We start from the raw sequence: 24,100 nt of genomic DNA on the forward strand, positions 1-24,100 counted from the left end.
GCAGAATATTCTACTTTTGTACGCTCAACAAAATCTTTTTGTACGCAAAATATTTTACTATTAGGCGATTAGGATAATACTTTTGTACGAAGAGTTTAACAAAATCTGCTTATATTACCCAGTCGCTTACACTTTCAGGCTTTAAAAGGTCGGAAATTTTTACGCTGTATAGATAGTTGGAAATTATAGTGTCCAGTTTTTCCCACATGGGGAGCGTCTTGCATTCTGCGGAACGTGGACAGGTTTCAGCGTTTTCTTCAAGGCAAGTAACAGGGGCTAAAGTTCCTTCCGTAAGTTTTAGGATTTCTCCAACGGAATATTCGTCAGCATCTTTTGTAAGCCTGTAGCCGCCTTTTTTTCCGCGCAAGCCTTCTACAAGACCAGCCTTAACCAAAAGAGCCACAATGCTTTCAAGATATTTTAGCGACACATCCTGATTCTCAGCAATGACATTCAATGGAACAAACTCGTCCTTTCCGTGCGAACAAAGTTCTATTATAACACGAAGCGCATAACGCCCTCTTGTTGAAATCAGCATAAACCATAACCTCTTTTTTATTTTCCTATCTTACCACAAGGATTTTTAATTTTCAATGCGATTTTTTTAAGGAAAGACATTCTTCCACCTCTTAAATTGCCCTTTAAATACTGCACTAAATGCCTCCTTATTAGTGCGCTCATCAACACCCATTTAGTGCAGTAATTGCCTCATTATTAGCGTACTAATCAACACCTTATTACTGTAGTATTGCTTTATTTATTTTTTGTTTGGATTCTTAGGGGGGGGAGCCCTAATCAACGCTGGGAAAGACAGATGGTTTGGAGGAAAGAAAACGGCTATAAAATTGATTCGCTTTCGAATTAGATGGTTGTCTTTCCTCCAAAAACTAAAAGGTCAAAATTCGAGTTTTGTAAATTTACTGTCATTGCCGTGCTTGACACTGCAATCTTGCTAAAAAAAAACACAAGGAATTATCGGATCAAGCCTGATAATGACTAGAAATTTCAAGAAATCCTAAAATTCGACATTCGACCTAAAAAATGAAACTTAACGGCGTGAAATGTGTCTAACAAGGCATGGAAAACGGAATTAACACAGTCTCTGTATATGGAGATTCAATTTTAAAGGGCGCAGTTACAGGAACAGGAAGCGGGCACCTCTTTGACATAACAAAGAATGACAGCCTTTCACTTGCAGCTGCAAAACTAGGATTTAAGCTGAACAACCAAAGCGTATTCGGAAACATAATCACCAAAAGCTACAAGAGGTTTTTGCGTGATGCTGAGCGGAATGCGCTTGGCGACCTTGCAATAATAGAATCCGGCGGAAACGACTGCGACTATGACTGGGCGCAAGTATGCTCCGGGGAAAACACAAATCCACGTGTAGGCATAGACGAATTTATAAGCACGATAGACAAAATGGCAAAAACCTGCCGACAAAACGGAACAACGCCGCTCATTATGACAATGCCGCCTCTTGTTCCAGACCGATGGCTTTTGCACATTTGCCGAGGATATGACGAACAAAAAGTAAAGGCGTTTGTGAACTCGGACATTATGACGCTGTACCAAAACCACGAAACATACAATGCGCATCTTGTTAAATACAGTTTTCAAAACAACGTGCAGATTGTGGATATGAGGCTTGCATTTCTTGAGTCCAAAAAAGACAAAGAGCTTATGTGCCAGGACGGAATCCACCCAAACGAAGCCGGCTACAGATTCATGGCGGAAATCTGGGAAAAAGAGCTTCCAAAAATCAAAAACGAGTTTCCAAAATAGTGAAATTTAAGTTTTTTGTTAATTTAAGCTAATCACTGTTCATTTTCTTGACTTTTTGAAATTGTTGCTTTATCATTTATAAAACTAAAAGGAGAAACAAAAACTTTATGGCTTTGTTTTTCTGAAAAAACATTGGAGGCTCTTATGTTTAAGGGTAAATTGGCTGCTGCAGTAGCTGTTGTATCATTGGCACTTGCTTCTAGCGCATTTGCTACAAAGGTTGGACCTGGTCTTGGTTATGTTGTTTTCGGAGATCAGAACGGACCTGTTTATGACTTGCTTGCCGCAACAACAAACGGCACATTCTGTTCACAGGGATTCGCTATTACATTCGGAACTTCTGGATATAGCGGAGGACTTATCGGAATGGAAGAAACAGACAAGTTCATCGCAGACAACATGGATGCACTTGCAACAGACATCGCTATGGGCGAAGGCGAATATGTTGACACACTTTCAACAATGCTCAACGTTTCTGACAGTGTAGCTTTCAAAGCTGCTCTTCAGGCAAACTTTGACAACATCTTCTCTTCTTCAGACGTATCTGCAACTGAAGTAAGCGGAAAGATTTACTCACTTGTTGGCTAAGTTGGACTTTTCGTCTAAAAGAACAGGGTACGGCCGCAAAGTCGTACCCTGTTTGTTTTTACTTGCAGCTTCGTTTTTCCTGCCAGTATTTGCAGATGAAAACAGCCCCGCAAAAGGAACTGCGGACGCCGTTGACTTTTCAGGAAAACTAGAAGCAATTTCAAAGCTAGCCCCTACAGAGCCAGCTCCCGGCTACGAAATAAAAGCGCAGGAAGCTGTGGACAAGGCATTTTCCATGGAGCTTTACAATGCGCCTTACTGGAAAACCCTTTTGCATTACAAGCCTTCGCCTTTCCACAAAAACAAGAGCCTTGTGGACGACCCGATGTTTTTCTGTGCAAAAAAAGGCAAGACAAATCCAAAGGCAGAGCTAGAAGGTACTATAAAAGCATTCTTTTCTCCTGCGCCCGGCAAAGATGAACGGCACGCAATTGAGCGTTTTCCTGGCAGATTTAAATGGATTTGCGACCAGCTGAATCTTTCAAAAGAGGATTTTCCTTATGATGGAGACGCATATTATCAGTCGATTGTGCGGAAAGTAAATCCCGGGGACGTTTACCTTATATTCCCGGCAGGCTTTCTAAAAAATCCGGCTTCAGTTTTCGGACACACATTTTTGCTCATGGAATCCAAAGGACAGTCGCGTCTTCTTGCAAGCTCTATAAATTACGGAGCTGTTACAAATATAACAGGCGGCGCGATGTACGCAATTCTAGGTCTTGTTGGAGGATTCCGGGGATATTTTGGATTCGTGCCTTACTATGAAAAAATCAAGCAGTACGCCAATATGGATATGCGCGATATATGGGAATACCGCTTAAACTTTTCAGAAGAAGAAAAAGACAGAATGCTGCGCCATGTTTTTGACCTTTCAGGTATTTACTCGCGTTACTTTTTTATAAGCGAAAACTGCTCATACAACCTTTTATTTCTTATAGAAGCCGCAAAGCCAGAAACAGACATAACGAATATTTTAAGTGGCGTTGTAGAGCCAATAGAAACTGTAAAGACCATCTGCGAAACAGGACTTGCAGATAAAACTGACTACAGACCTTCCGTGTACTCAAAACTGGAATTTCAAAAGACACAGCTTACACGGAAGCAAAACAAATATGTAAAAGACGTTTGTTACGGGAAAAAGACAGCACAGGACTTTCCATTCGGCGACTTGCCAAAAGAAAAACAGGCTGAAATTTGGGAACAGGCATCCGACTATCTTACTTCCCTCTTGAACAGCCGGAAAATTTCATCAGATGAATACAGACCGCGGTTTGTTTCAGTTCTTTCGGAGCGTAGAAAGCTAGGCAAGATAGAATCCAGCACAAAAATAACAGAGCCTCCGCACCCGGAAAAAGCACATGGCTCCAAAAAGATTTCCATTCACGGCGGAAAAGACATAGAAGGCGCATACACAGGCTTGGAATTTCGTCTTACAGCGCACGAACAGCTTGAAAATCCTGCAGGATACGCTTCAAATTCAGAACTTGTGTTCGGTGAAATTGACCTTAGAGTGCATCCGCAGGAAACAGACTTTTATTTAAAGAAAGCACTGATTGCCTCGGTAATCTCGCTGTCGGTTTCTGACTTGTATTTTTTCAACGGCGCAATGAATATCGTAGTCGGACTTGACTCTAACCCAAATGAAGACAAGGAAGAAGATCTTGCGTTCAGAGTAAAAGCAATGTTCGGAACAAGCATAAAGCCAGCTTATTGGATTCAGCCTTACTTTCTTGCAGGATTTGATGCTTATGCTTCTCCAAAGTATGAAAGGAATCACTTTTATGCAGATCCGCTTATTGGCGCAGAAGTCGGCTTTATAACAACGGCAGGAATCTGGAAAAACAAGATTGCGGCAAGCGCGCTTCAGTCGCCGTTCGACAAAAAACATTTAAGAATTCAGGCTAGCGTAAACGAAGGCTTTAATATTGCCCAAAACATTTCGCTCAAGGGCGGATACTCTTTTAATATGGACTGGGGCGAGAGATGGCATGAGTTCACGGTTTCGTTCAACGCATATTTTTAGAGATTGTTAACACAGTTTTTTACAGAAACATCGTAGTATCAAGCATGGCAACGACACGGAATAAGATTCCCCGATCAAGTCATGGAATGACAAAAATATATCATATTAAAATTTTTACTGGACATAAAAAAGGCTCCTATAATTCTACAGGAGCCTTTTTAATTTGCCAATAAATTTATCGTTTTTATAGCAACAATGTTTTACGATAATCCCAATTAAACTTTAAAGCGGTCAATCTGGTCGGCAATATCCGAAATAGAGCCTTTTACCTTTGAAGAAATCTCGCTTAAGGCGGCATAAGTTTCGTTTATTTTCTTTGCGCCAACCGCCATTTCATCCATGCTTTCCTTCATAACCATTGTGGCATCCTGAAGCCGTTTTACTTCCTCAAGAATCGCCTGATTTCCGGCTGACATTTCAGAAGAGGCGTTGCGAACTTCGGAAGAACTGTCGTTCATGGAATGAAGAGCCTCGTTTATCTGCTTAGAGCCTTCGGTCTGTTCTTCCATTGCCGACTTAATCTGAACAACAAGCTGGTCTGTATCCTTGATTTTCTTGGAAACATTTTCAAAAGCCGAACTTGATTCCGCGGAAGAAGCAACAACTTCATCGATAGATTCACGGATATTGTTAAGCTGGTCGCCGATTGTCTTTGACTGCGAAGTGGAAGTTTCTGAAAGCTTGCGGATTTCGTCTGCTACAACACTGAATCCTTTTCCGGCTTCACCTGCGTGGGCGGCTTCGATTGCGGCATTCATGGCAAGAAGGTTTGTCTGGCTTGCAATTGAAGAAATGGCGGCGTTTGCCTCCTGAAGCATTGCGGACTGCTTTTCAATTTTTTCTATCTGCTCGTTTACGACTTGCTGCTTAGAAAATCCGTTCTGCGCGTCAGACTGAAGCTCGCTGAATGAAGAAGCCATTTTGTCAACGGACTGATTTACAGAAGAAATGTTTCCAATCATCTGCTCAACGGCAGCGGAAGCCTGGCTTACACCTGCGGTCTGGTTTTCAATCATTCTTTCAAGCGAAGAAATATTTGAAGCGATTTCATTTACAGCCCCGGCGGTTTCTTCAACACTTGAGCTTTGGCTTACAATCTGGTTTCTTACACTGTCAATGTTTGCAAGAATCTGCGTGATTGCACTGGAAGTATTTTGAGTGCTTTCTTCAAGAACTTCTCCTGCACTAGAAAGCTCATTCTTAGAATTTTTTACATCGGAAATAATTTCCTGCAATTTGCCAACAAATTTATTGAATCCTTTTACAACAAAGCCGATTTCGTTGTCGGAATTTATTTCAATTCTTTGTGTAAGGTCGGCGTTGCCTGAAGCGATTTTTGTTATTGCGTAGTCAAGTTTATTCAATGGCCTTATTGCGCGGTACACAAGGAAGCCTGATATGCTTACAAGAAGAATCGCGCTTATAATAGAAAGCCAAGTCATCTGCCCCATAATTGAAGTAATTGAAGAATAGATTTCCTTCTGCTGGATTGAAACTGCCATTGACCATGAAGTTCCTTCTACCGGCATAAAGGTAATAAATTCCAAGTCGTCATAAATTCCCTTTATCCAGGCATGTCCTGTCTCACGGCTAACCATTCTTTTGGCAAGTTCGCCCATATCCTCGTGCCCTTTTGAATAGCCTGTAAGGAAGTTGCGGTTGTTAATCCAGTCTCTGTTCGGGTGGGAAATAACGGTTCCATCGTCGGCAAGAACAAACGGATATCCTGTGTTTCCAACTTTTATATTGCTGATGATTTCACCAATATATTTTGACTGCATTACGCCAGCAAAAAGACCGATGTTCTTTCCGTTGCGGACAATTGCGCGCGTTACATGGAGTACAGATTGTCCGGTCGTTCTTGAGACTACAGGATCATCAATGAACCTTTCCTTTCCATCTTGCATTATCGCCTTGAAATAAGGGCGATCGGAAATGTCGGTGCGCTTTCCTGTATCCGTATATGCGATTCCGTCCGGACCGCAGAGCATTATGTAATCAAACTCGGCTATGCGGTGATCTGCATGCGAAACAAGCCATTCACGCATTTCGGCAAGGCTTCCATCCTGAGCCACATCTGAATTCACATAGAAATTCATAGCATGGTAATAGGCGTCAATTTTTTCTGAAATTACCTGCGAATAAGCATTTACAACAACCCCATAGTCATTTGCTGAATCCTCAAGCACAGACTTTTTTGTGATTTCTCCTGTTATAATAATCTGCAGAAAATTAAAAAATACAATTGAAATGCCTGTAAAAAGAACAAGCCGGAACACAAGGCTCTTGCGTTTTTCGGTGTTTGACGAAGTGTTTTCTCCCATAAATAACAGATTCCTCCTTAAAAATAAAGACCACTAAAAGCCTCAAGCTTTTAGTGGCTTGCAACAATACACTTGATTTAGATTATACAACGAAATTTTTGTCTGTCAACATTTTTTTGTACCCCCCCCGCAGGGCAAACGCATTATAAATATATTCAGCATAAAACTGGCTTTCAGACACGGTTTCCTGGTTCAAAATCGCGCAATAATGGGGATGTCCAATAAGTATCTTTTTTGTCATTCATAGGCTTTTATAGACTTGACCCGAAATTCTAAATGCATATATTACAATCATTTAGAAATTGTTCAGCAATGACATTCAGAACTTATTGGACATCCTCTGATTGTTGCAAAGTAACCATAGAATTCCCCGCTAATGCGGTCGCAGCAATCAGAGTGTTTTTGCCCCAGGAGCCGTTCCTTCGCGCAAACTTTACTTAAATTATTTATAATGCGTTTGCCCTGCAAGTCCCCCTGTCTAATAAAAAATTATTTTCCTAAATCAAGGATGCGGCGGTTCCAGTCCTTTGGAGGATCTTCGATTATGCTCCAGTCAAAGTCAAGAATTCCATGCGGAGGAAAAAGAGGCTGTGGTGGCGGATGATTTTTTTTCAGGTTTTCAGCAAGAATTTCTTCAAGAGATTTTCCCTTTTCAAGTGTTAAATACGGCTCGCCGAATGCGCAGATTGTTGAGTAAACAGACTCCTGAGGAACTTGAATTCCATTTAAATCATTTGAAGATTTTATTTTTAAAACTGAATTAAAAGTACAGTCAGCAGGAAAAGAAGAAATTTTTTTCACACTGCGGATTTTGGTTCTGCGCCCTGTAACGCAAGTAAAAATTTGCCCGGCTACAACAAGATGCTTTGGAACAGAATATTCACTTCCTGCGTCGGAAAAAAAAGCCTGGGCTGAACTGTCGTATTCCATGTCGGTTTTCCAGTAGCGGATTTGGTAAACTGCGGAATCCGTGGAAAAATAAGACAAAAGTTCCTTGCTTGAAACAGGCGGACTTATTAAAATTCCAGAAGCGTTTCCTGAATCTTTCCAAAATCCGGAAACTCCAGCTTCCCCGCTTTGCCTTATGACGAATTTTAGAAAAAGCCTGTCTCCAATCACGGCAACCGGCACATTGTAAATTTCTTTTCTATTCGGATATTTTATTTCAAGATTCCAGGCGCCGGACGTAATTCCATTTGCATAAAGAAGTGAGCCGCCATCTTGCAAAACGCTCTTTCCGTCTGACTGCAAAAAAAGCTCATCCGTAAGCGGAACATATTTTATGCTGATTTCCTGCGCCGGATTTTTTGAAGTTGTGTTGTTTACGTTCCGTGGATTTTTTTCTGAATAAAGGCTGCTTTCTGCCGCGCGGTCATCGTACCAAGTGTAGAAAGATCTAAGCACAGCCTGTGGAATTGCACCTCCGTCATCAGAAACATAGCCTGAATCAAAGACAAAATACCGGCTGGAATTTTTCCAAACGCCTTTTAAAAGTACCGGGACTTCTTCCTGCGAAAAAACTTTGAATGAGAAAATTAAAAAAGCAAATGTTAGAAATTTTCTTTTAAAGACCATTTTTCCCCGATAACGTCTCTCATTGAGTATCGGAAAATTTGACGCTCATCAAAAGATTTTTGAATGAGAAAATCAATTTCCATGGAATCATAAATTTTCTTTGCTTCTTCTATAGTTGCGCGCAAAACAGGATGCTTTGGGCTGAACAAAACGCAGCAGTCTTCATACGGAAGAATTGAAGTTTCGTAAGTTCCTATGAAATTCGCAGTGTCCATGATTTCTTCTTTGTCCAAGCCAATCAGAGGACGAACCAAAGGTTTTTCTGCAAAGCTTTCTGTAACTGCAAGATTTTCAATTGTCTGGCTTGCAACCTGCCCCAAACTTTCGCCTGTAATTATGCAGTCGCAGTTAATCCGCTCGGCAAGCATATTGGCGGCTTTCATCATACAAAGGCGGAGCATCAATGTTGAGTAGGCTTCCGGTGTTTTTTGTTTTATTTTCATCTGAACTTCTGTAAAAGAAATCACGTTAAGATGTGTGTCGTTTCCGTACTGCGCGATGATTTTTGCAAGATCCTGGACTTTCTGCTGGGCTTCTTCCGAAGTGTATGGATAAGAATGAAAATAAACACATTCAACTTTCATTCCGCGGCGCATCATTCTGTAGCCCGCAACAGGACTGTCAATTCCGCCTGAAAGAAGCAAAAGACCTTTTCCGCTCACGCCAACTGGAAGACCACGGCAAGTTTTTTTCTGGGAACAGTAAACATAGCATTTTTCGCGCACTTCAATATTAATGGAAACGTCCGGCTTGTGAACATCAACATCAAGAGTTCCGTCATCAAAAAGAACTCCGGCAACTTCCGTGGCAATCTCGTAGGAATTAAGCGGAAAATCTTTGTCTTCACGGCGCGCTTCAATTTTAAAAGTCTTTGCTCCGTTTGATTTTGCAACTTCTCCTTCTTTTCTGACTGCAATTTTTATAGCTTCAAGATTTTTTTCAACAGCCTGAACTTTTGCCCAGCCGGTAATTCCAATCAAATGGTCAAGCGCATACTCAACTGCGCCGCAAGAATTTTTTGTGCAGTAAATGTAAAGCCGCCCGGAAAGAAGTTTTACTTTTGCCTCGACAGTTTCCAAAGCAAGCCGGATATTGCACAAAAGCTGTTTTTCAAAAACACGGATATTTCCGCCTTTAAGTGTAAGCTCGCCAAGCTTTCCAAGATAAGTTTCTGTATAAAAATTTGTGTCAATTTCAGTTTTCATTTTTTAAGCCGTTAAAATCTTATTGTTACGCCAAAGTTAAAGAAAAGATTAAGTTTGTTTGTAAGTTGAGAAATCCAGGCATCTTTAAATCCGTCCACAATTGCTTTTGCCTCAGCTGAATCCAAATCGTATTTTTCTCCGTCCTTTGATTTGCGGAATCCAATGATGTCGCCAGTTCCGCCGCCGTTTCCGTCATCATCTTTTTCGTAAACTGGAATTATGTCTTCATTTCCACCTGGGAACATCTGGTTTGAAACTCCATAATTGTGAATGTATTCAAATGTGCAGCCGGCATTCAAGGAAACGCGCGTTCCTTTTTTTGTAGGCTTAAAATCGTACTTTACATTCAACGAAGACTGAAGCGTAAACTGAACGTGCTTTTGGTTCAGCCAGTTCATGGAATCCCAAGCGGAAGAAACGTGGTTGCCGGAATTTGAATTATTTGCGGCAAACATCGAATGAGTGTAAACCGAGCCGTCTGTTGAATAAACATTTTTGTCTGCGCAAAGATAAATCATGGCTTCTTCTGTGTCCAAAGTTTCGCAGACATTTCCGTGGCGTGAATAAGTTGTTCCCATTGACAAAGTGAGCTGCTTAAAAGGCTTTATGTCAACGGAAAATTTTACAGCGTCTGAGTTCGGTTCATACTGCGAGCCAATCAAAACACCGGCATTTGTACAGTTCTGATAGTTTATTGTTGAAGATGAAATTGAAGCCAAACTGTCGCTGTCATACTGCCAGTGGCTGTAAGTATACGGAAGCACAAAAGTGTAGTTAAAATCCAGCCGGTCAAGGAATGAATTTGCCGGAGTGTAGATAAGCCCGGTTTTTGCAGCAATCCTGTACTTTGAATCGAAATTCAATTTAAAGAAATCTTCCGCCGGAAAATCATCGCACATAACGTCAGTTTCCCACAAAACCCCAGGAGCAGGCTTTATGTCGATTAAAAGTCCCATCGCAAGATTGTCGCTCGCACCTCCGACTCCCTGAGCAACCATATAAGGAACCGGCAAAATGTAAGAAAGATCAAGGCGGTTTCCGTAGACTGCACTTTCATAAAATGAAACTTTCAAAAAATCAAAAGGCTCATATCCAATTGCATGGAACGCCATTATTTTATCTGGAGCCAAAGTTGAAAGGTCGCCGTCATAAGATGAAGTTGCGCCAATCATTGAAAGTTCCTGAACATAAGAAAGTTTGTCGTGCAAATATGTGAGCGAAAGGTTTCCTGAATGATAGCTTGTGTCGTTAAGCGAAAGTCCTTCATTTATAAATGCTGAATATCCGCTTCTGTAAATTCCGCCCTGAACAAAAAGATTTTTGTAGCCAAGCGCAATGATACTATTCACGTCAAGGTACATTTCAATCGGGCCGACTTCAGTGGCATCAAAAATAGAATCGTGGAATGAATTTGAATACTGCGGCATAAAGTCTATATCAGTCGCATTCGAAACCGCAAAGCCCGCTCCGTATCCAAGCGAAACAAAATCATCTTTAAAACCCAAGTCGCCTTTTATTGCAGGATAAAGCGCAAGCATTTTTGAAGTGCTAAAGGACTGCTTTTCTTTCTTTTCGTTCTTTTCGTTCTTTTCTTCCATTTCATGCTTAATGAAAAAATCAGTTTCAAAAGTTATGTGGTAAGGCTTGCCGGTTACGCGCTCATAAATTTCAGTTGCAATTTCCTTGTCTTTTTCGCAGCCGGTTTCAATTACTTCCTGAAGAATCGACTTTACATTTGCAAGCGGATAAGGACGGATTGGAGGCACATTTGAAACAAGCCCGCGGTTTTCCCAAATTAATGCGTACTTATAAAATTCGTCTGACGGGTCAACAGAAACTTGAGAAAAACAAAAAGCTCCAGCAAAAGCAAAAACAGCGGCAAAAAAAAGTTTTCTTAACTTCATTAATATTTCCTTCAATTAATTACAAAATTTTTATATTCGCGGCAAAAGCAACTTCAAATCCATTTTCATTTCTGCCGCTTTCATTATTGTAATTTATAATAAACGTATATGACGGCTGAAACACAAAAGTTATATTTTCCTTAGGGCTGAAAGTTCCGCGCAAAGAAACAACATTCACATATTCGTTAGTTCCAGACGGCGTAGAAGCTTTCTGTCTTTTTTTTGCCTCATCGCTTCCTTGAGAATCAGAATCCGGGAAAATCCAGTTCTCGCGGTTTTTCTTGCCATCATCGCTGTCGTCAATTACGTATTCATTTCCTTCGTGCCAACCAAGATTCTTGAAAATTTTTGTGCCGGAATTTTTTCCGCAAGCCTTTAAAAGATAAGACGCGCCCAAAGACCATTTTGCAGGCTTTTCATATTCAATGCTCAACTTGCCGGAAACAGTATCCGGACCAAAGGGAGTTCCAATCCATTCATAGAAAACATATTTTGTGTCGCCAAGATTTTCGCGGTAGTTGCGCACCATGCTCCAGTCAGGGCTTTCCTTTATGTACATATATGCGTCTGTGTAAGTTCCTTCAAGCCAAAAGTGAAAATATCCGTCATTGCAAGGAACAAAGGATTCGATTCCGCCTTGAAAAGCAAGTCCGTTCGGCGTTGTGTCGTCTTTAAAGTTTGAAGTTTCATATACAGTCTGAAACTGCGTCATTGCAAATTCACCGTACAGCCTCAAAAATTTTACAGGCGTGTAGGCAAGCTTTAGGGCAAGATAATCGCAGGTATTGCTTTCGTTGCTTCCATAGTCACGCCAAGCTGCAAATCCGTGGTAAATTGTCCAAGGATTCAAATAGCGAAGCTCCATCGGCGCAAAAACAAGCAAAGATTCCCTTGCGGTAAACTGAAGTTTCTTAAAAAAGCGGAAATTGATTTCGTGCGAGTAAAGATATTTGTCCACATTGAACTGATTTACATTCATGGAATACCTGAAATTCGGCGTGTAAAAGCCAAGTTCCAAATAGCTAGAGCCTGTAAAATATCTGCTTTGCACAATGCTTCCAGTCAGCGAGCGGGTAAAATCAGAAGCTCCTCTTCCAATCTGAAAAGTCAAAGCCGCGTTTTCTGTAAAATTATGGCTTGTACTGAAATATCCTGTGTCCGGGAAATTTATGTCGATTTCATCAGCCGCAAGTGGAACGCTCAAAAAATTATCATTATCTTCTTTTGTGTTTTTATTCAGCGCGAGTTTTCCTTCAAACATCATTGTAAAATAATCCGCGCCTTCAATTTTTACAGGAATATAAAGGAAGTCGCCTTTATCATAGCGTCCGTAGTTCCACTCCAAATCATCGTCATCGTTCTGCTTGTAATAGCCTTCCGCATTGAGTTCAACTTCAAAGCCAAGCTTTATAAAATCCGGTCCGAACTCAAAAGATTCCTGCGAACAATAATTTTTTATTCTGTCATACTGAAGTTTTCCGGCGGAACTCAAAGAGCTGTATTCGGCTTCATCAAGGAAAAAAAGAATTTCTCCAACACTCAAAGGCGATCGGTCTGTAAAATCAAGCCTGCCCTCTTCCATTGAAACAGCGGCAAGGGCGTCATAAATCCAGTGTCCGTTTTTTACAAGTTCATTTTTTCCGCGTGCAAAAGAAAAGAACGGCACGTAAAGCAAAACAATCCAAAGAAATTTTTTAAATGAACTTAAAATTTTCATAGAAACCAATTTTACTTGATTCTTGCAGAAAGTACAAGTATAGAGTAAAATCGATAGAATATGAAAATCGCGATGTTTACAGACGCATACTTTCCGCGCATAAACGGAGTTACAGTTTCTGTCCAGTCTTTTGCGGAAGGACTTTGCAAGCTTGGACACGAAGTCTGTGTTGTCTGCCTTGAATATACAGAAGAACAGCAAAAAAGTTCTTTTTTTGACGAAAAAACAAATGACGAGAAGTCGCCGTTTAAAATTTTAAGAGTTCCGTCTGCTTGGATTGCATTTTCAAAAGAAGACAGAATGATGCGGCTGGACAAATGGCATCTAGTAAAAAAATCCATGGACGAATTTCAGCCTGACGTAATCCATATTAATTCAGAATGGACAATCGGATATTTTGGAGCAATTTACTGCCGCCATCGCCATGTTCCTTTTGTATTCACATTCCACACGCTTTGGGAAGATTATCTTGCAAACTACATAAACTTTGTTCCTGCCCGCGGACTAAAAAAAATCGGAATGGAAGTCGTTCGCTTTTATTTAAAGAGAGCCGACGTTATTATCGCTCCGACAAAGCGGATTGCAGAAGTCGTGGACAGATACGGAATAAAACGCCAAGTAAACATTCTTCCAACAGGAATTCCAGACAGCAAGCTTGAGTACGATGAAAAAAAATCAAATGAAGTTTACGCAACGCTTTTCAAAAAGTTTCCAGAATTAAAGGAAAGAAAAATCCTTCTTTTTGTAGGACGCATTGTAAAGGAAAAAAATCTTCCGTTTCTTTTTGATGTCTTGGAAAAAGTTCAGGAATCCCAGCCGGACACTGCGCTTTTGTTCGTGGGCGGAGGTCCCTTCTTGAATGAACTGAAAGAATTAGCAAAATCACATGGACTTGAAAAATCAGTTTTCTTTACAGGATATATCAACGGAAACGATTTGATTTACTTTTACAAGATGGCTTCGGTCTTTACATTTCCGAGCAAAACGGAAACACAGGGGCTTGTTACAGTTGAAGCGATGCTTTCCGCGCTGCCGGTTGTCGCAATCGGAGAAATGGGCACCATCGATGTGATGCAGGGAAACAACGGCGGCTTTATGGTAAAAGATGATGTGGAAGAATTTTCGCAGAAGACGCTGGAACTTTTGCAAAACGAATCCCTTCACAAGGAAAAATCAGAGCAGGCCTTGGAATGGGGAAGCAAATGGAAAATTTCTTATCTTACGCCGAAACTGATTGAATGCTACCAAAAAGCAATCGGCATCTGCAAAGAAAGGGAAAGCAAGTGACGGCGGAAGAAAAAAGCAAAGTCTACAATTTTATAAAAACAGCCTCTTCCTGGAGCTACGGTTATCCGTCGCCGGATTTTAAGGAAATTCCAGAATTTGAAGACGACATAGAAATCCCAGAAGAACATGAAGAAATAAAAACGCAAGAGCATGCTCAAGTTCAGCCGAATACTTTTCAAATTCCTGCAGAACAAAACTCAGCTGAAAAAGCTCCATCTCAAGGCGCAACACTCGAATCAATCGCGACAAAAATCGCTTCGTGCAAAAACTGCATTCTATGCAAGGCAAGGACAAACACAGTTCCGGGCGAAGGCGTTGAAAATCCTTATGTAATGGTAATAGGCGAAGGTCCGGGCGAAGACGAAGACAAAACAGGGCGTCCGTTTGTTGGAAAAGCAGGACAGCTTCTTGATAAAATGCTTGCGGCGATTTCTCTTGGGCGCACAACAAACTGCTACATTGCAAACATCGTAAAATGCCGCCCGCCAATGAACAGAACACCAATGCCTGACGAAGCCCATGCCTGCTCAGGCTATCTTCAGGCTCAGATTCATATTTTAAAGCCAAAGTACATTCTTGCAATGGGACGCACGGCGGTTCAGAATCTTCTGGACACACAGGAAGGAATAAATTCTCTCCGCGGAAAATGGCTTGAATACAGCCTTGGCGAAACAAAAATACCATTGCTTGCAACTTATCATCCAAGCGCGCTTTTACGAAACGAAAGCTTCAAGCGTCCTGCCTGGGAAGATTTAAAAGTTTTCAAATCCCGCATCTTAAAAGAAATCCCGAACTACGCGGAAAAATTCTATGCAGAATGATTCTCCCGCCATGAATTCAGCGTACATCGATGTAATTCTGAACGTTCCGCTGAACCAGACTTTCACCTACAAAATACCGGAAGGCACACAGAACATTGAAAATCCGTTCGGGCTGCGGGTTGAAGTAAAATTCGGAAACAGAAAAACTTCAGGCTTTGTTGCCGCCGTCCATAAAACTTTGCCGCAAAACTGCGCTGTTTCAGAAGAAAAAATCCGCACAGCAATTCGCTACATAGACCAAATTCCGCTTTTGACAAAAGAGCTTTTGGAGCTTGCGGAATTTATGAGCGGCTACTATATTGCGTCAATCGGAGAATGCGTGTTTGCGATGATTCCTTCAGGCAAGCGCGAAACTGAAATTCCAGGACTTTCTTTTTCGGAAGATGAATCCGGATTTAAAAGAAAAGACCTGAGCGAAGAACAAAAAAACGCAGTGAACGGAATTCTTTCTTCAACTGAAAAATTCCACTACCTTTACGGAACAACAGGAAGCGGCAAAACAGAAGTCTTTTTAAGCGCGGCGGAAAAAATCATGGAATCAGGCAAAGGCGTAATTTATCTTGTGCCGGAAATCGGACTTACGCCGCAAGTTGTAAAAGCCGTACAAAAAAGATTCGGAAGTACAGTCGCAGTCCTTCATTCCGCGCTAACACCAAGCCAGCGTCTCGGAGAATGGAAGCGAATTCTAAGCAGGGAAGCACGCATTGTCGTAGGAGCAAGAAGCGCAGTTTTTGCCCCGGTCCCCCAGCTCGGACTTATAATAATTGACGAGGAGCACGACTCTTCATACAAGTCAGGCTCATCCCCGCGCTACCATGCAAGGCAGATTGCAATGCTTAGGTGCAAAAAAAACTCCATTCCGCTTGTAATGGGAAGCGCAACTCCTTCCGTTGAATCATGGCACTCAATGCAAAACGGAACAATCATCCGCCACACACTCACAAAAAGACTTGCAGGAGGCGAAAAGCCGCAAATCAGCTGTGTAAACCTAAGCCTTGAAGCCGACAAGGAAAGCTGCATTTCAAAGCCGCTTCAAAATGAAATCCAGACAGCACTTTCAGAAAAAAAACAGACAATTCTGTTCCTAAACCGCCGGGGATTCACGCATTTTTTTAGATGCTCAAGCTGCGGATATGAATTAAAGTGCAAAAACTGCTCGGTTTCAATGACATACCACAAAAGCGAAAACCGCCTAAGATGCCACTACTGCGGATATTCACTTCCGCCGCCACAGCAATGCCCAAAATGCGGCTCGCTTGACATAGGATATTCAGGATTCGGAACTGAATACATCGAGGCAGAAGTAAAGGCAAAGTTTCCCAACGCAAAAGTCGTGCGCATAGACACAGACTCTCTGCACCACAAAGGAGAATTGCAGGAAAAGCTTGATTCATTCAGAAAAGGCGAATACGATATTCTCCTTGGAACACAAATGGTCGCAAAAGGTCTGAATTTTCCGAACTTAAAACTTGCAGGGGTTGTTCTTGCAGACACTGCCCTTCATTTGCCGGACTTTAGGGCGCAGGAAAAGACATTCGCTCTTATAACGCAGGTTGCAGGCAGAGCCGGAAGATTTTTTCCCGGCGGAAAAGTTATCGTGCAAAGCTACAGCCCGGACCGCGACGCAATAAACTACGCAGTAAAAGGGCTTACAGAAGAATTCTACAAGAATGAACTTGAAGCGCGCCAAATTCTGAACTTTCCGCCCTATTCACGGCTTTTGCGACTTGTGTTCCGCTCACAGAAACCAGACGCAGCCCAGAATGCAGCCCAAAGCGCATACAACATCCTGTGCAAGTGCCGTCCGCAGGGAGTAGATATTCTTGGTCCTGCAGAGTGTCCGCTTGAAATGGTAAACGGAAGCCATCGCCATCAGATTCTTATGCGCGCAAAGCAAATCCGCCCGCTTCAGGAAATGGCAAAAAAACTCGTGTGGGGATTCAAGCCTCCAAAGGATGTCTATATAGAAACAGACACAGATCCTGTAAGTCTTCTATAAAGAAAACATTTGGAAGCCTGCCGAAGTCTCCCGGAACAATCAAAAGCCGCCAGATTAGCATTTTTCGCTAAAATGACGGCAGTTTTAGAAGTTCTTTGTACGATTTAGAATTCCTGCTTAACCTTGTCCACGTCTACACCGGCATCCTTTTCGCGGATTTCCACACGGCGGATTTTTCCGCTGATTGTCTTTGGAAGCTCGTGCACAAACTCAATTATTCTAGGACACTTGAAAAGCGCAGTCTCGTGCTTTACAAAGTCAAAAAGCTCATGCTCAAGCTCTTCGGAAGCCTCGTATCCCGGAGAAAGAACGATTGTAGCCTTTACAGCCTGTCCTCTTTTTTCATCAGGAACGCCTGTAACAGCGCATTCCATTACAGCCGGATGCTGCTGAAGAACAGACTCAACTTCAAACGGACTGATTCTGAATCCAGAAGACTTAATTATGTCGTCTTTTCTTCCAACGAACCAAACGTATCCATCCTCATCCATATAGACAGTGTCTCCCGTATGGTAAACACCTCCGTCAAAAGCATTCGCGGTAAGGGCAACATCGCGGTAGTATCCAGAAAGAAGTCCGAACGGATGTCCTTTGTCCAAGTGGATTACAAGCTCACCTACTTCACCTGCAGGAACCGGCTTTCCACTGGCATTTACAACAGAAACGTCATAAACAGGAGACGGACGACCCATTGAGCCAGGACGAACAACAGCGTCAAGGAAGTTTCCGCAGATAATCGTGGATTCAGTCTGACCGTAGCCTTCATAGATTTTCTTTCCTGTCTGCTCTATAAACTTGTTGTAGACTTCGCCGTTGAGAGCTTCTCCCGCAGTCGCAAAACGCACTACGCTGCTGATGTCGTACTTTGAAAGGTCCTGCCTGATAAGATAGCGGTAAACAGTTGGAGGCGCACAGAAAGTTGTAATTCCGTACTTTGCGATTTTCTGGAGCATCTTGTCCGGCTTGAAACTATGCATATCGTAAACAAAAACCGCGCTTCCGCAGATCCACTGACCGTAGAGCTTTCCCCAGACAGCTTTTCCCCAGCCAGTTTCAGAGACAGCAAGATGAAGACCGTTGTCCTGAACACCGTGCCAGTATTTTGCAGTTATAAGATGTCCGATCGGATAAAGATAATTGTGCAGAACCATCTTTGGATAGCCTGAAGTTCCTGACGTAAAGTAAAGAAGCATCGGATCTTCACTGTGGACGGCGGCATCTCCTACCGGGCGCGGAAATTCCGGAACGCACTTGTCAACTTCAGCATGGAAGTCAATCCAGCCTTCGCGTGAAGGTCCGACAGTAACAAGTTTTTTTACAGTCGGGGAATTCGGAAGAGCCTTTTCAATTTCAGACTGAACAGCCGGATTGTCGTAAGAAATAATCATCTTGATTTCAGCGGCATTTGTGCGGTACTCAATGTCTTTTTGAAGCAACTGATCTGTAGCCGGAACTGCGATTGCTCCGATTCTATGAAGAGCCATCATTACCCACCACCATTCGTAGCGGCGGCGCAAAATCATCATAACGGCATCGCCTTTTTTTATTCCCTGTGAAGCAAGAAAATATGCAGTCCGCTTTGAATCAGCTGAAATCTGCTCAAATGTCCAAGTATGTTCTTCACCGTCGTCATCGCACCACACAAGGGCTCTTTTTCCAGGCTCTGTAACAGTGTAGCGGTCTACAATGTCATAGGCAAAATTGAAATTTTCCGGAGCCTTCAAGCGGCAATGCGCCTTCAAGTCCTCGTAGGAAGTAAACTCTCTGTCTTCAACTAAAAAATCATGATAAAGTGCCATATATTCCTCTAAAAAACAGTGTAGTTAAAAGCTTTTTTGACATTTTAATACAAAATGTCATTCATTTCAAGCGAAATACTTCCGCAGAAAATGAACTTCAAACCACTATAGTCTTAGACAGGAAAAGTTTCAGAAAGTTGCAAATGTATAGAAAATTTTATATATTTACTGCATTATGTTTGATAAATTATTAACACTTATTTTCGGTTCGGCAAATGACAGAGCTGTAAAAACACTGAAGCCTGTTGTCGCGCAGATTGAAGCTAGAGAAAGCTGGGCACAGGCATTTTCTGACGAGCAGTTTCCTGAACAGACAAAAATTCTAAAAGAGCGTCTTGCAAAGGGCGAGACTCTCGATGATATTCTTGTGGACGCATTCGCATTAGCAAGAGAAGCGGCAAAAAGGGTTCTTGGAGAGCGCGCTTATCCATGCCAGCTTATGGGTTCTCTTGTGCTTCATTCAGGCAGAATAACAGAAATGAAGACCGGTGAAGGTAAAACTCTCATGTGCGTTTGCGCCGCCTACTTGAATTCGCTTAGCGGAAAAGGCGTTCACATTGTTACAGTAAACGATTACCTTGCAGAGCGCGACAGCCAGTGGATGGGACGCATTTACAGATTTCTCGGACAGACAGTAGGTTGCATTTTAAGCAACATGGACAACGACGCAAGAAAAGCCGCTTACAACTGCGACTTGACTTACGGAACAAACAACGAGTTCGGATTTGACTACTTGCGCGACAATATGCAGATTGACGCTTCCCGCAAAGTTCAGCGCGGATTCAACTTCTGTATTGTAGACGAAATCGACTCAATTCTTATCGATGAAGCAAGAACTCCGCTTATTATTTCAGGACAAGGCGAAGACGACACTTTCAAATTCCACGAAGTTGACAAATACATTGGAATGTTCACAGAAGTCAAAAAAGATCCAAAGACAAACGACTATCCGGACGAAGTTGAAATGACTCCTGAACAGAGAGCGGCTCTCGAAGGCGACTACAAGCTTGATGAAAAAAGTAAGCGTGTTTCATTTACAGACAAGGGAATGAACAAAATAAACGACATTCTTCTTTCCCACAATCTCATTGAGCCGGGAACAACTGTTTTTGACGAGCAGAATTTTGAATTCGTTCATTATTTTACACAGGCATTGAGGGCTCACACGCTTTATCATCCTGACGTTGATTATGTTGTAAAAGATGGACAAGTTCAGATTGTTGACGAATTCACAGGACGCATTCTTGAAGGAAGGCGGTACGGCGACGGACTTCATCAGGCAATAGAAGCAAAAGAACATTTGAAAATTGCCCAGCGCAACAGAACTCTTGCGACAATCACGTTCCAGAATTTTTTCAGAATGTACGACAAGCTTTCTGGAATGACAGGAACCGCGGCTACAGAAGCAGTGGAATTCGATAAAATTTACAATCTTGATGTTGTTGTAATTCCAACAAACAAGCCGGTTGCCCGCATTGATGAAGACGATGAAGTTTACCTGAACGAAAGCGACAAATGGATTGCAATTTCAAAAGAAGTTGAAGAGGCGCACAAGAAAGGTCAGCCAGTTTTAATCGGAACTGTTTCCGTGGAAAAATCAGAGCATCTATCGGCAATTCTCACAAGAAAAGGAATCCGCCACGAAGTTCTTAACGCAAAAAACCATGCGCGTGAAGCTTTGATTATAGCTGAAGCCGGAGCAAAAGGCGCTGTAACTGTAGCAACAAACATGGCAGGCCGCGGTACAGACATCAAGCTCGGCGGAAGCCCTGAAACCAGAGCAAGAAAAAAAGTCGGAACAGAAGCTTCTCAGGAGCAGTTTGACGAAGCTCTCAAAATTGAAAAGGAGCAATGGAAAAAAGACTACGAGGAAGTGAAAAATCTTGGCGGACTTTACGTAATCGGTTCTGAACGCCATGAAAGCCGCCGTATTGACAATCAGCTTCGTGGACGTTCTGGACGACAGGGAGATCCGGGAAGAAGCAAATTCTACATTTCAATGGACGATGATCTTATGAGGCTGTTTGGCGGCGAAAAGATGAAAGCCATTATGAGCAGAATAGGAATGCAGCCGGGAGAGCCGATAAATCACCCGATGCTTAACCGCTCAATTGAAAAAGCCCAGAAAAAAGTAGAAGAAAGAAACTTTGAAATAAGAAAAAATCTTCTTGACTACGACGATGTTTTAAATCAGCAAAGAAAATTTATTTACGAGCAGCGTGATGAAATTCTTGTAGACGAGGACTTGAGCGGCAGAGTTATGAACAACGCAAAAGAAACTGTCTCTGAAATTTTCGAAGAATTCAAGCATGAAAGAACCCCATCACAAAGCGCGCTTGCAGATAAAATTTACAACACATTCGGTCAGCAGCTTTCTTATGATCAGCTTACAGAAGAAGGAGTTGACGCGGCGCTTCAAAATGACTTGACGCAAAAGGAAATGCTTGCCGGAAAGCAAAACCTGAATATGTTTATCCGCTACCAGTATATTCAGATGATTGACAAAAAATGGCTTGACCAGCTTGAATTCCTTGACGGATTAAGAGAAGCCGTTCACTTGCGTTCTTACGGAAGCAAAAATCCGCTCACAGAATATAAAATTGACGGATTCAATCAGTTTGATGAAATGCTTGACAGCATAAGAGATTCCGTAACAAGCAGAGTTTTCAAAGTAAAAGTTCAGGTCGGATCTCAGCCTCCACGCCAGCAGCAGCCTCGCCAAATGAATGCCCAGCATCAGGAAGCACAGTCAATGGCAAGAAGCGCGCAGCAGGCAGCCCAGAATTCAGCAATGAAAAGCGGAAGGCAAGGTCAAAGCGTAACAGTAACTAGATCCGTTCCAAAAGTAGGCAGAAACGATCCATGCCCATGTGGAAGCGGAAAAAAATACAAGAACTGCTGCGGAAGAAATTCCTAAGCAAAAAATTCCAGCTAAAAAATTAAGGACTTGGTTCTGAAAAACAGTTCCAAGTCCTTTTTTGTTTGTTTCGGAATGAAAAATAGCTAGAGTATATAACGCTCCAAATTCTGGTTTTGAATTACGCCATTCAGTTTTTCATCAACATATTTACTGTCAATTGTTATTGTTTCACCTGCATGGCGGTCAGCATCAAAGCTCAATTCCTCAAGAACAGTTTCCATTATAGTGTGAAGCCTGCGCGCGCCTATATTTTCACTGTGAGAATTTACGTCTTCTGCTATAAAACTCATGCGGTCAATAGCTTCGTCTGCAAACTTTAAAGTTACGCCTTCAGTTGCAAGAAGCGCTTCATACTGCTTTACAAGAGCGTTTTTTGGCTCGGTAAGTATGCGCTTGAAATCTTCTTTTTTGAGCGGCTCCAATTCAACGCGAAGAGGAAATCTGCCTTGAAGTTCCGGGATAAGATCACTTGGGGCAGACACGCTGAACGCTCCGGCTCCAATAAACAAAATATGAGTTGTGTTTACCACGCCCCATTTTGTATTCACATCGCTTCCTTCAACAATAGGAAGAATGTCCCGCTGAACTCCTTCCCTGCTGACTGCCTGACGGTCGCCTTCACCGCCGTGAGTTGCAATCTTGTCAATTTCGTCTATAAAAATAATTCCGCTTTGCTCAACTCTTTTCTTTGCCTCGTCAGCAGCCTTGTCACTATCCGTATTCCGTTCAAGAGTGTCCGCCATGAGAATCTGCCGTGCTTCCCGAACAGTTACATTGCGCCTTTTTGATCTTCCGCCTGAAAGAAGCTCCTGAAGTCCATTTATACTTTCCTCAAGATCTTCTGGATTGCTTGCTCCCATCATGTTCATACTGAACGAAGGCTGGCGGTGAACAGTTATTTCCACAACACGGTCTTCAAGCTTGCCTTCACGGAGCATTGTCCTGAATTTTTCACGTGTAGAAGCCATATCTTCGCTGGTTGAAGTTTCTTCTTCAATTTCTTCCTGCGGCTCATCCTGAGCAGGATTTTCTTTTGGAATATCAACTTGAATCAAGCTTCCCTGAATCGGACTTGACTCGCCGAATATATTTCCAAGCACATGGACATCTCTTTTTGGAGAGGAATCCTTGCGCTTTTTCTTGCCAGAACTTCCAGGCAAAAGCAAGTCAAGCAACTGGTCTTCCACAATCGGAATGCATTTTTCACGCAGTTTTTCCTGCATTTCAGCCTTTACCATGTTATAGCCAACTGCCATAAGATCGCGAACCATGCTTTCAACATCACGGCCAACATAGCCAACCTCGGTGTATTTTGTGGCTTCCACTTTCAAGAATGGCGCTCCGCAAAGTTTTGCAAGACGGCGGGCAATTTCAGTTTTTCCGACTCCAGTTGGTCCCATCATCAAAATGTTCTTCGGCGCAACTTCGTCCCGGATTTCCTCTGGAAGCTTTATCCTGCGCTGACGGTTTCGCAAAGCAACTGCGACAAAACGTTTTGCCTTCTGCTGTCCGATTATATAATTGTCAAGTTTTTCAACAATCTGCGCTGGAGTAAGTCCGTCTGGAATTCCTTTTGAATTCAGCTGCGCCTTGATTTCTTCAGTCATATTAAAGCTCCTCAACTACAACATTGCTGTTAGTATAAATGCAAATTTGCCCTGCGATTGCAAGCGACTTCTGGGCAATTTCTTTTGCTGAAAACTGTGAAGATTCCATATAAGCCATCGCCGCCGCATAAGCATAATTTCCTCCAGAACCGATTGCAAGAATATCGTTTTCTGGCTCAATGACATCTCCGCTTCCTGAAATCAAAAGGATTTTTTTTGAATCAGCCACAAGCAAAAGCGCCTCAAGCTTGCTCATTGAACGTTCTGTTCGCCAAAGTTTTGCAAGCTCAACAGCGGCACGAGTAAGGTCGCCGTTAAATGTCTTGAGTTTTTCTTCAAATTTATCAAAAAGAGTAAAAGCGTCTGCGGTTGCTCCGGCAAATCCTGTAAGAACTTTGCCATCATAAATGCGGCGCACTTTTTTTGCGTTGCCCTTCATAACAGTGTTTCCCATAGTAACCTGACCGTCTCCAGCCATGGCAACTTTTCCGTTTCTCCTTACAGCGATTACAGTGGTGCTGCGGATTTTATTTTCATTTTCCATAA

17 protein-coding genes are annotated in these 24,100 nt (G+C 42.3%); 7 read left to right on the top strand and 10 right to left on the bottom strand.

The genetic code is table 11. From position 1 onward, the window contains the following. Positions 1-109: 109 nt before the first annotated feature. The gene (locus tag TRESU_RS08040) at positions 110-538 is read right to left on the bottom strand and encodes an RrF2 family transcriptional regulator (protein ID WP_013701753.1); all 429 of its coding nucleotides are present in this window, start codon (positions 536-538) and stop codon (positions 110-112) included. 539 nt (positions 539-1,077) lie between these two features. Between TRESU_RS08040 and TRESU_RS08045 the strand changes: the two genes are divergently transcribed. From TRESU_RS08045 to TRESU_RS08055, 3 genes are all read left to right on the top strand, one after another. Further along, complete coding sequence (locus TRESU_RS08045) at positions 1,078-1,785, top strand: SGNH/GDSL hydrolase family protein (RefSeq protein ID WP_013701754.1); 708 nt, start codon at positions 1,078-1,080, stop codon at positions 1,783-1,785. Between the two features lie 144 nt (positions 1,786-1,929). After that, positions 1,930-2,373, top strand: a complete 444-nt coding sequence (locus tag TRESU_RS08050; RefSeq protein WP_013701755.1) for a DUF3015 family protein — start codon at positions 1,930-1,932, stop codon at positions 2,371-2,373. Between the two features lie 52 nt (positions 2,374-2,425). After that, the gene (locus TRESU_RS08055) at positions 2,426-4,396 is read left to right on the top strand and encodes an Lnb N-terminal periplasmic domain-containing protein (RefSeq protein WP_041612030.1); all 1,971 of its coding nucleotides are present in this window, start codon (positions 2,426-2,428) and stop codon (positions 4,394-4,396) included. 215 nt (positions 4,397-4,611) lie between these two features. Here TRESU_RS08055 and TRESU_RS08060 read toward each other — a convergent pair whose 3' ends face one another. The 6 genes from TRESU_RS08060 to TRESU_RS08080 form a co-directional block, all read right to left on the bottom strand. After that, positions 4,612-6,720, bottom strand: coding sequence for a methyl-accepting chemotaxis protein (locus TRESU_RS08060; RefSeq protein WP_013701757.1), 2,109 nt, complete (start codon positions 6,718-6,720; stop codon positions 4,612-4,614). 82 nt (positions 6,721-6,802) lie between these two features. Next, positions 6,803-6,961 carry a hypothetical protein gene (locus TRESU_RS15150; RefSeq protein WP_169309751.1) on the bottom strand — a complete coding sequence of 53 codons (159 nt, stop codon included), beginning with the start codon at positions 6,959-6,961 and terminating at the stop codon, positions 6,803-6,805. Positions 6,962-7,209: 248 nt separating this feature from the next. After that, positions 7,210-8,295 (bottom strand): hypothetical protein, encoded by a 1,086-nt coding sequence (locus TRESU_RS08065; RefSeq protein ID WP_013701758.1) that lies wholly within the window; start codon positions 8,293-8,295, stop codon positions 7,210-7,212. Beyond that, on the bottom strand, positions 8,271-9,500 hold the full coding sequence (gene thiI, locus TRESU_RS08070) for a tRNA uracil 4-sulfurtransferase ThiI (RefSeq protein WP_013701759.1): 1,230 nt from the start codon (positions 9,498-9,500) through the stop codon (positions 8,271-8,273). The genes TRESU_RS08065 and thiI overlap by 25 nt, the downstream gene beginning before the upstream one ends. Positions 9,501-9,511: 11 nt before the next feature. Next, complete coding sequence (locus TRESU_RS08075) at positions 9,512-11,404, bottom strand: hypothetical protein (RefSeq protein ID WP_013701760.1); 1,893 nt, start codon at positions 11,402-11,404, stop codon at positions 9,512-9,514. 19 nt (positions 11,405-11,423) lie between these two features. Further along, on the bottom strand, positions 11,424-13,121 hold the full coding sequence (locus tag TRESU_RS08080; protein WP_013701761.1) for a hypothetical protein: 1,698 nt from the start codon (positions 13,119-13,121) through the stop codon (positions 11,424-11,426). A 60-nt stretch (positions 13,122-13,181) separates the two neighbouring features. On the opposite strand from TRESU_RS08080, the gene TRESU_RS08085 reads away from it, so the two are divergent. From TRESU_RS08085 to priA, 3 genes are read left to right on the top strand one after another with little or no spacing between them, the layout of a single operon-like run. Beyond that, positions 13,182-14,408, top strand: a complete 1,227-nt coding sequence (locus TRESU_RS08085; RefSeq protein WP_013701762.1) for a glycosyltransferase — start codon at positions 13,182-13,184, stop codon at positions 14,406-14,408. Beyond that, complete coding sequence (locus tag TRESU_RS08090) at positions 14,405-15,229, top strand: uracil-DNA glycosylase (RefSeq protein WP_041612031.1); 825 nt, start codon at positions 14,405-14,407, stop codon at positions 15,227-15,229. Before TRESU_RS08085 ends, TRESU_RS08090 begins: the two co-directional genes overlap by 4 nt. Beyond that, positions 15,219-17,228: a replication restart helicase PriA gene (gene priA / locus TRESU_RS08095; RefSeq protein WP_013701764.1), complete on the top strand. Its 2,010-nt coding sequence runs from the start codon at positions 15,219-15,221 to the stop codon at positions 17,226-17,228. Before TRESU_RS08090 ends, priA begins: the two co-directional genes overlap by 11 nt. A gap of 104 nt (positions 17,229-17,332) precedes the next feature. Here priA and TRESU_RS08100 read toward each other — a convergent pair whose 3' ends face one another. Further along, entirely contained in the window at positions 17,333-19,027 is a 1,695-nt protein-coding gene (locus TRESU_RS08100) for an AMP-binding protein (RefSeq protein ID WP_013701765.1), read from the bottom strand. 175 nt (positions 19,028-19,202) lie between these two features. Here TRESU_RS08100 and secA point away from each other — a divergent pair, with 175 nt between their 5' ends. Further along, positions 19,203-21,944, top strand: a complete 2,742-nt coding sequence (secA, locus tag TRESU_RS08105; RefSeq protein ID WP_013701766.1) for a preprotein translocase subunit SecA — start codon at positions 19,203-19,205, stop codon at positions 21,942-21,944. A gap of 86 nt (positions 21,945-22,030) precedes the next feature. Here the strand turns inward: secA and hslU are convergent, their stop codons facing one another. Both hslU and hslV read right to left on the bottom strand, forming a co-directional pair. Then, complete coding sequence (hslU, locus tag TRESU_RS08110) at positions 22,031-23,554, bottom strand: ATP-dependent protease ATPase subunit HslU (RefSeq protein ID WP_013701767.1); 1,524 nt, start codon at positions 23,552-23,554, stop codon at positions 22,031-22,033. Between the two features lies 1 nt (position 23,555). Then, the gene (hslV, locus tag TRESU_RS08115; protein ID WP_013701768.1) at positions 23,556-24,098 is read right to left on the bottom strand and encodes an ATP-dependent protease subunit HslV; all 543 of its coding nucleotides are present in this window, start codon (positions 24,096-24,098) and stop codon (positions 23,556-23,558) included. Between the last annotated feature and the right edge of the window lie 2 nt (positions 24,099-24,100).

Source organism: Treponema succinifaciens DSM 2489, from assembly GCF_000195275.1.
Taxonomy (GTDB): domain Bacteria; phylum Spirochaetota; class Spirochaetia; order Treponematales; family Treponemataceae; genus Treponema_D; species Treponema_D succinifaciens.

Coding starts and splice junctions, on each gene's coding strand:
- TRESU_RS08040 (WP_013701753.1), bottom strand. CDS start 538: ATGCTGATTTCAACAAGAGGGCGTTATGCGCTTCGTGTTATAATAGAA.
- secA (WP_013701766.1), top strand. CDS start 19,203: ATGTTTGATAAATTATTAACACTTATTTTCGGTTCGGCAAATGACAGA.
- TRESU_RS08050 (WP_013701755.1), top strand. CDS start 1,930: ATGTTTAAGGGTAAATTGGCTGCTGCAGTAGCTGTTGTATCATTGGCA.
- TRESU_RS15150 (WP_169309751.1), bottom strand. CDS start 6,961: ATGACAAAAAAGATACTTATTGGACATCCCCATTATTGCGCGATTTTG.
- priA (WP_013701764.1), top strand. CDS start 15,219: ATGCAGAATGATTCTCCCGCCATGAATTCAGCGTACATCGATGTAATT.
- hslV (WP_013701768.1), bottom strand. CDS start 24,098: ATGGAAAATGAAAATAAAATCCGCAGCACCACTGTAATCGCTGTAAGG.
- TRESU_RS08080 (WP_013701761.1), bottom strand. CDS start 13,121: ATGAAAATTTTAAGTTCATTTAAAAAATTTCTTTGGATTGTTTTGCTT.
- TRESU_RS08085 (WP_013701762.1), top strand. CDS start 13,182: ATGAAAATCGCGATGTTTACAGACGCATACTTTCCGCGCATAAACGGA.
- TRESU_RS08060 (WP_013701757.1), bottom strand. CDS start 6,720: ATGGGAGAAAACACTTCGTCAAACACCGAAAAACGCAAGAGCCTTGTG.
- TRESU_RS08075 (WP_013701760.1), bottom strand. CDS start 11,404: ATGAAGTTAAGAAAACTTTTTTTTGCCGCTGTTTTTGCTTTTGCTGGA.
- TRESU_RS08065 (WP_013701758.1), bottom strand. CDS start 8,295: ATGGTCTTTAAAAGAAAATTTCTAACATTTGCTTTTTTAATTTTCTCA.
- hslU (WP_013701767.1), bottom strand. CDS start 23,554: ATGACTGAAGAAATCAAGGCGCAGCTGAATTCAAAAGGAATTCCAGAC.
- TRESU_RS08100 (WP_013701765.1), bottom strand. CDS start 19,027: ATGGCACTTTATCATGATTTTTTAGTTGAAGACAGAGAGTTTACTTCC.
- thiI (WP_013701759.1), bottom strand. CDS start 9,500: ATGAAAACTGAAATTGACACAAATTTTTATACAGAAACTTATCTTGGA.
- TRESU_RS08045 (WP_013701754.1), top strand. CDS start 1,078: ATGGAAAACGGAATTAACACAGTCTCTGTATATGGAGATTCAATTTTA.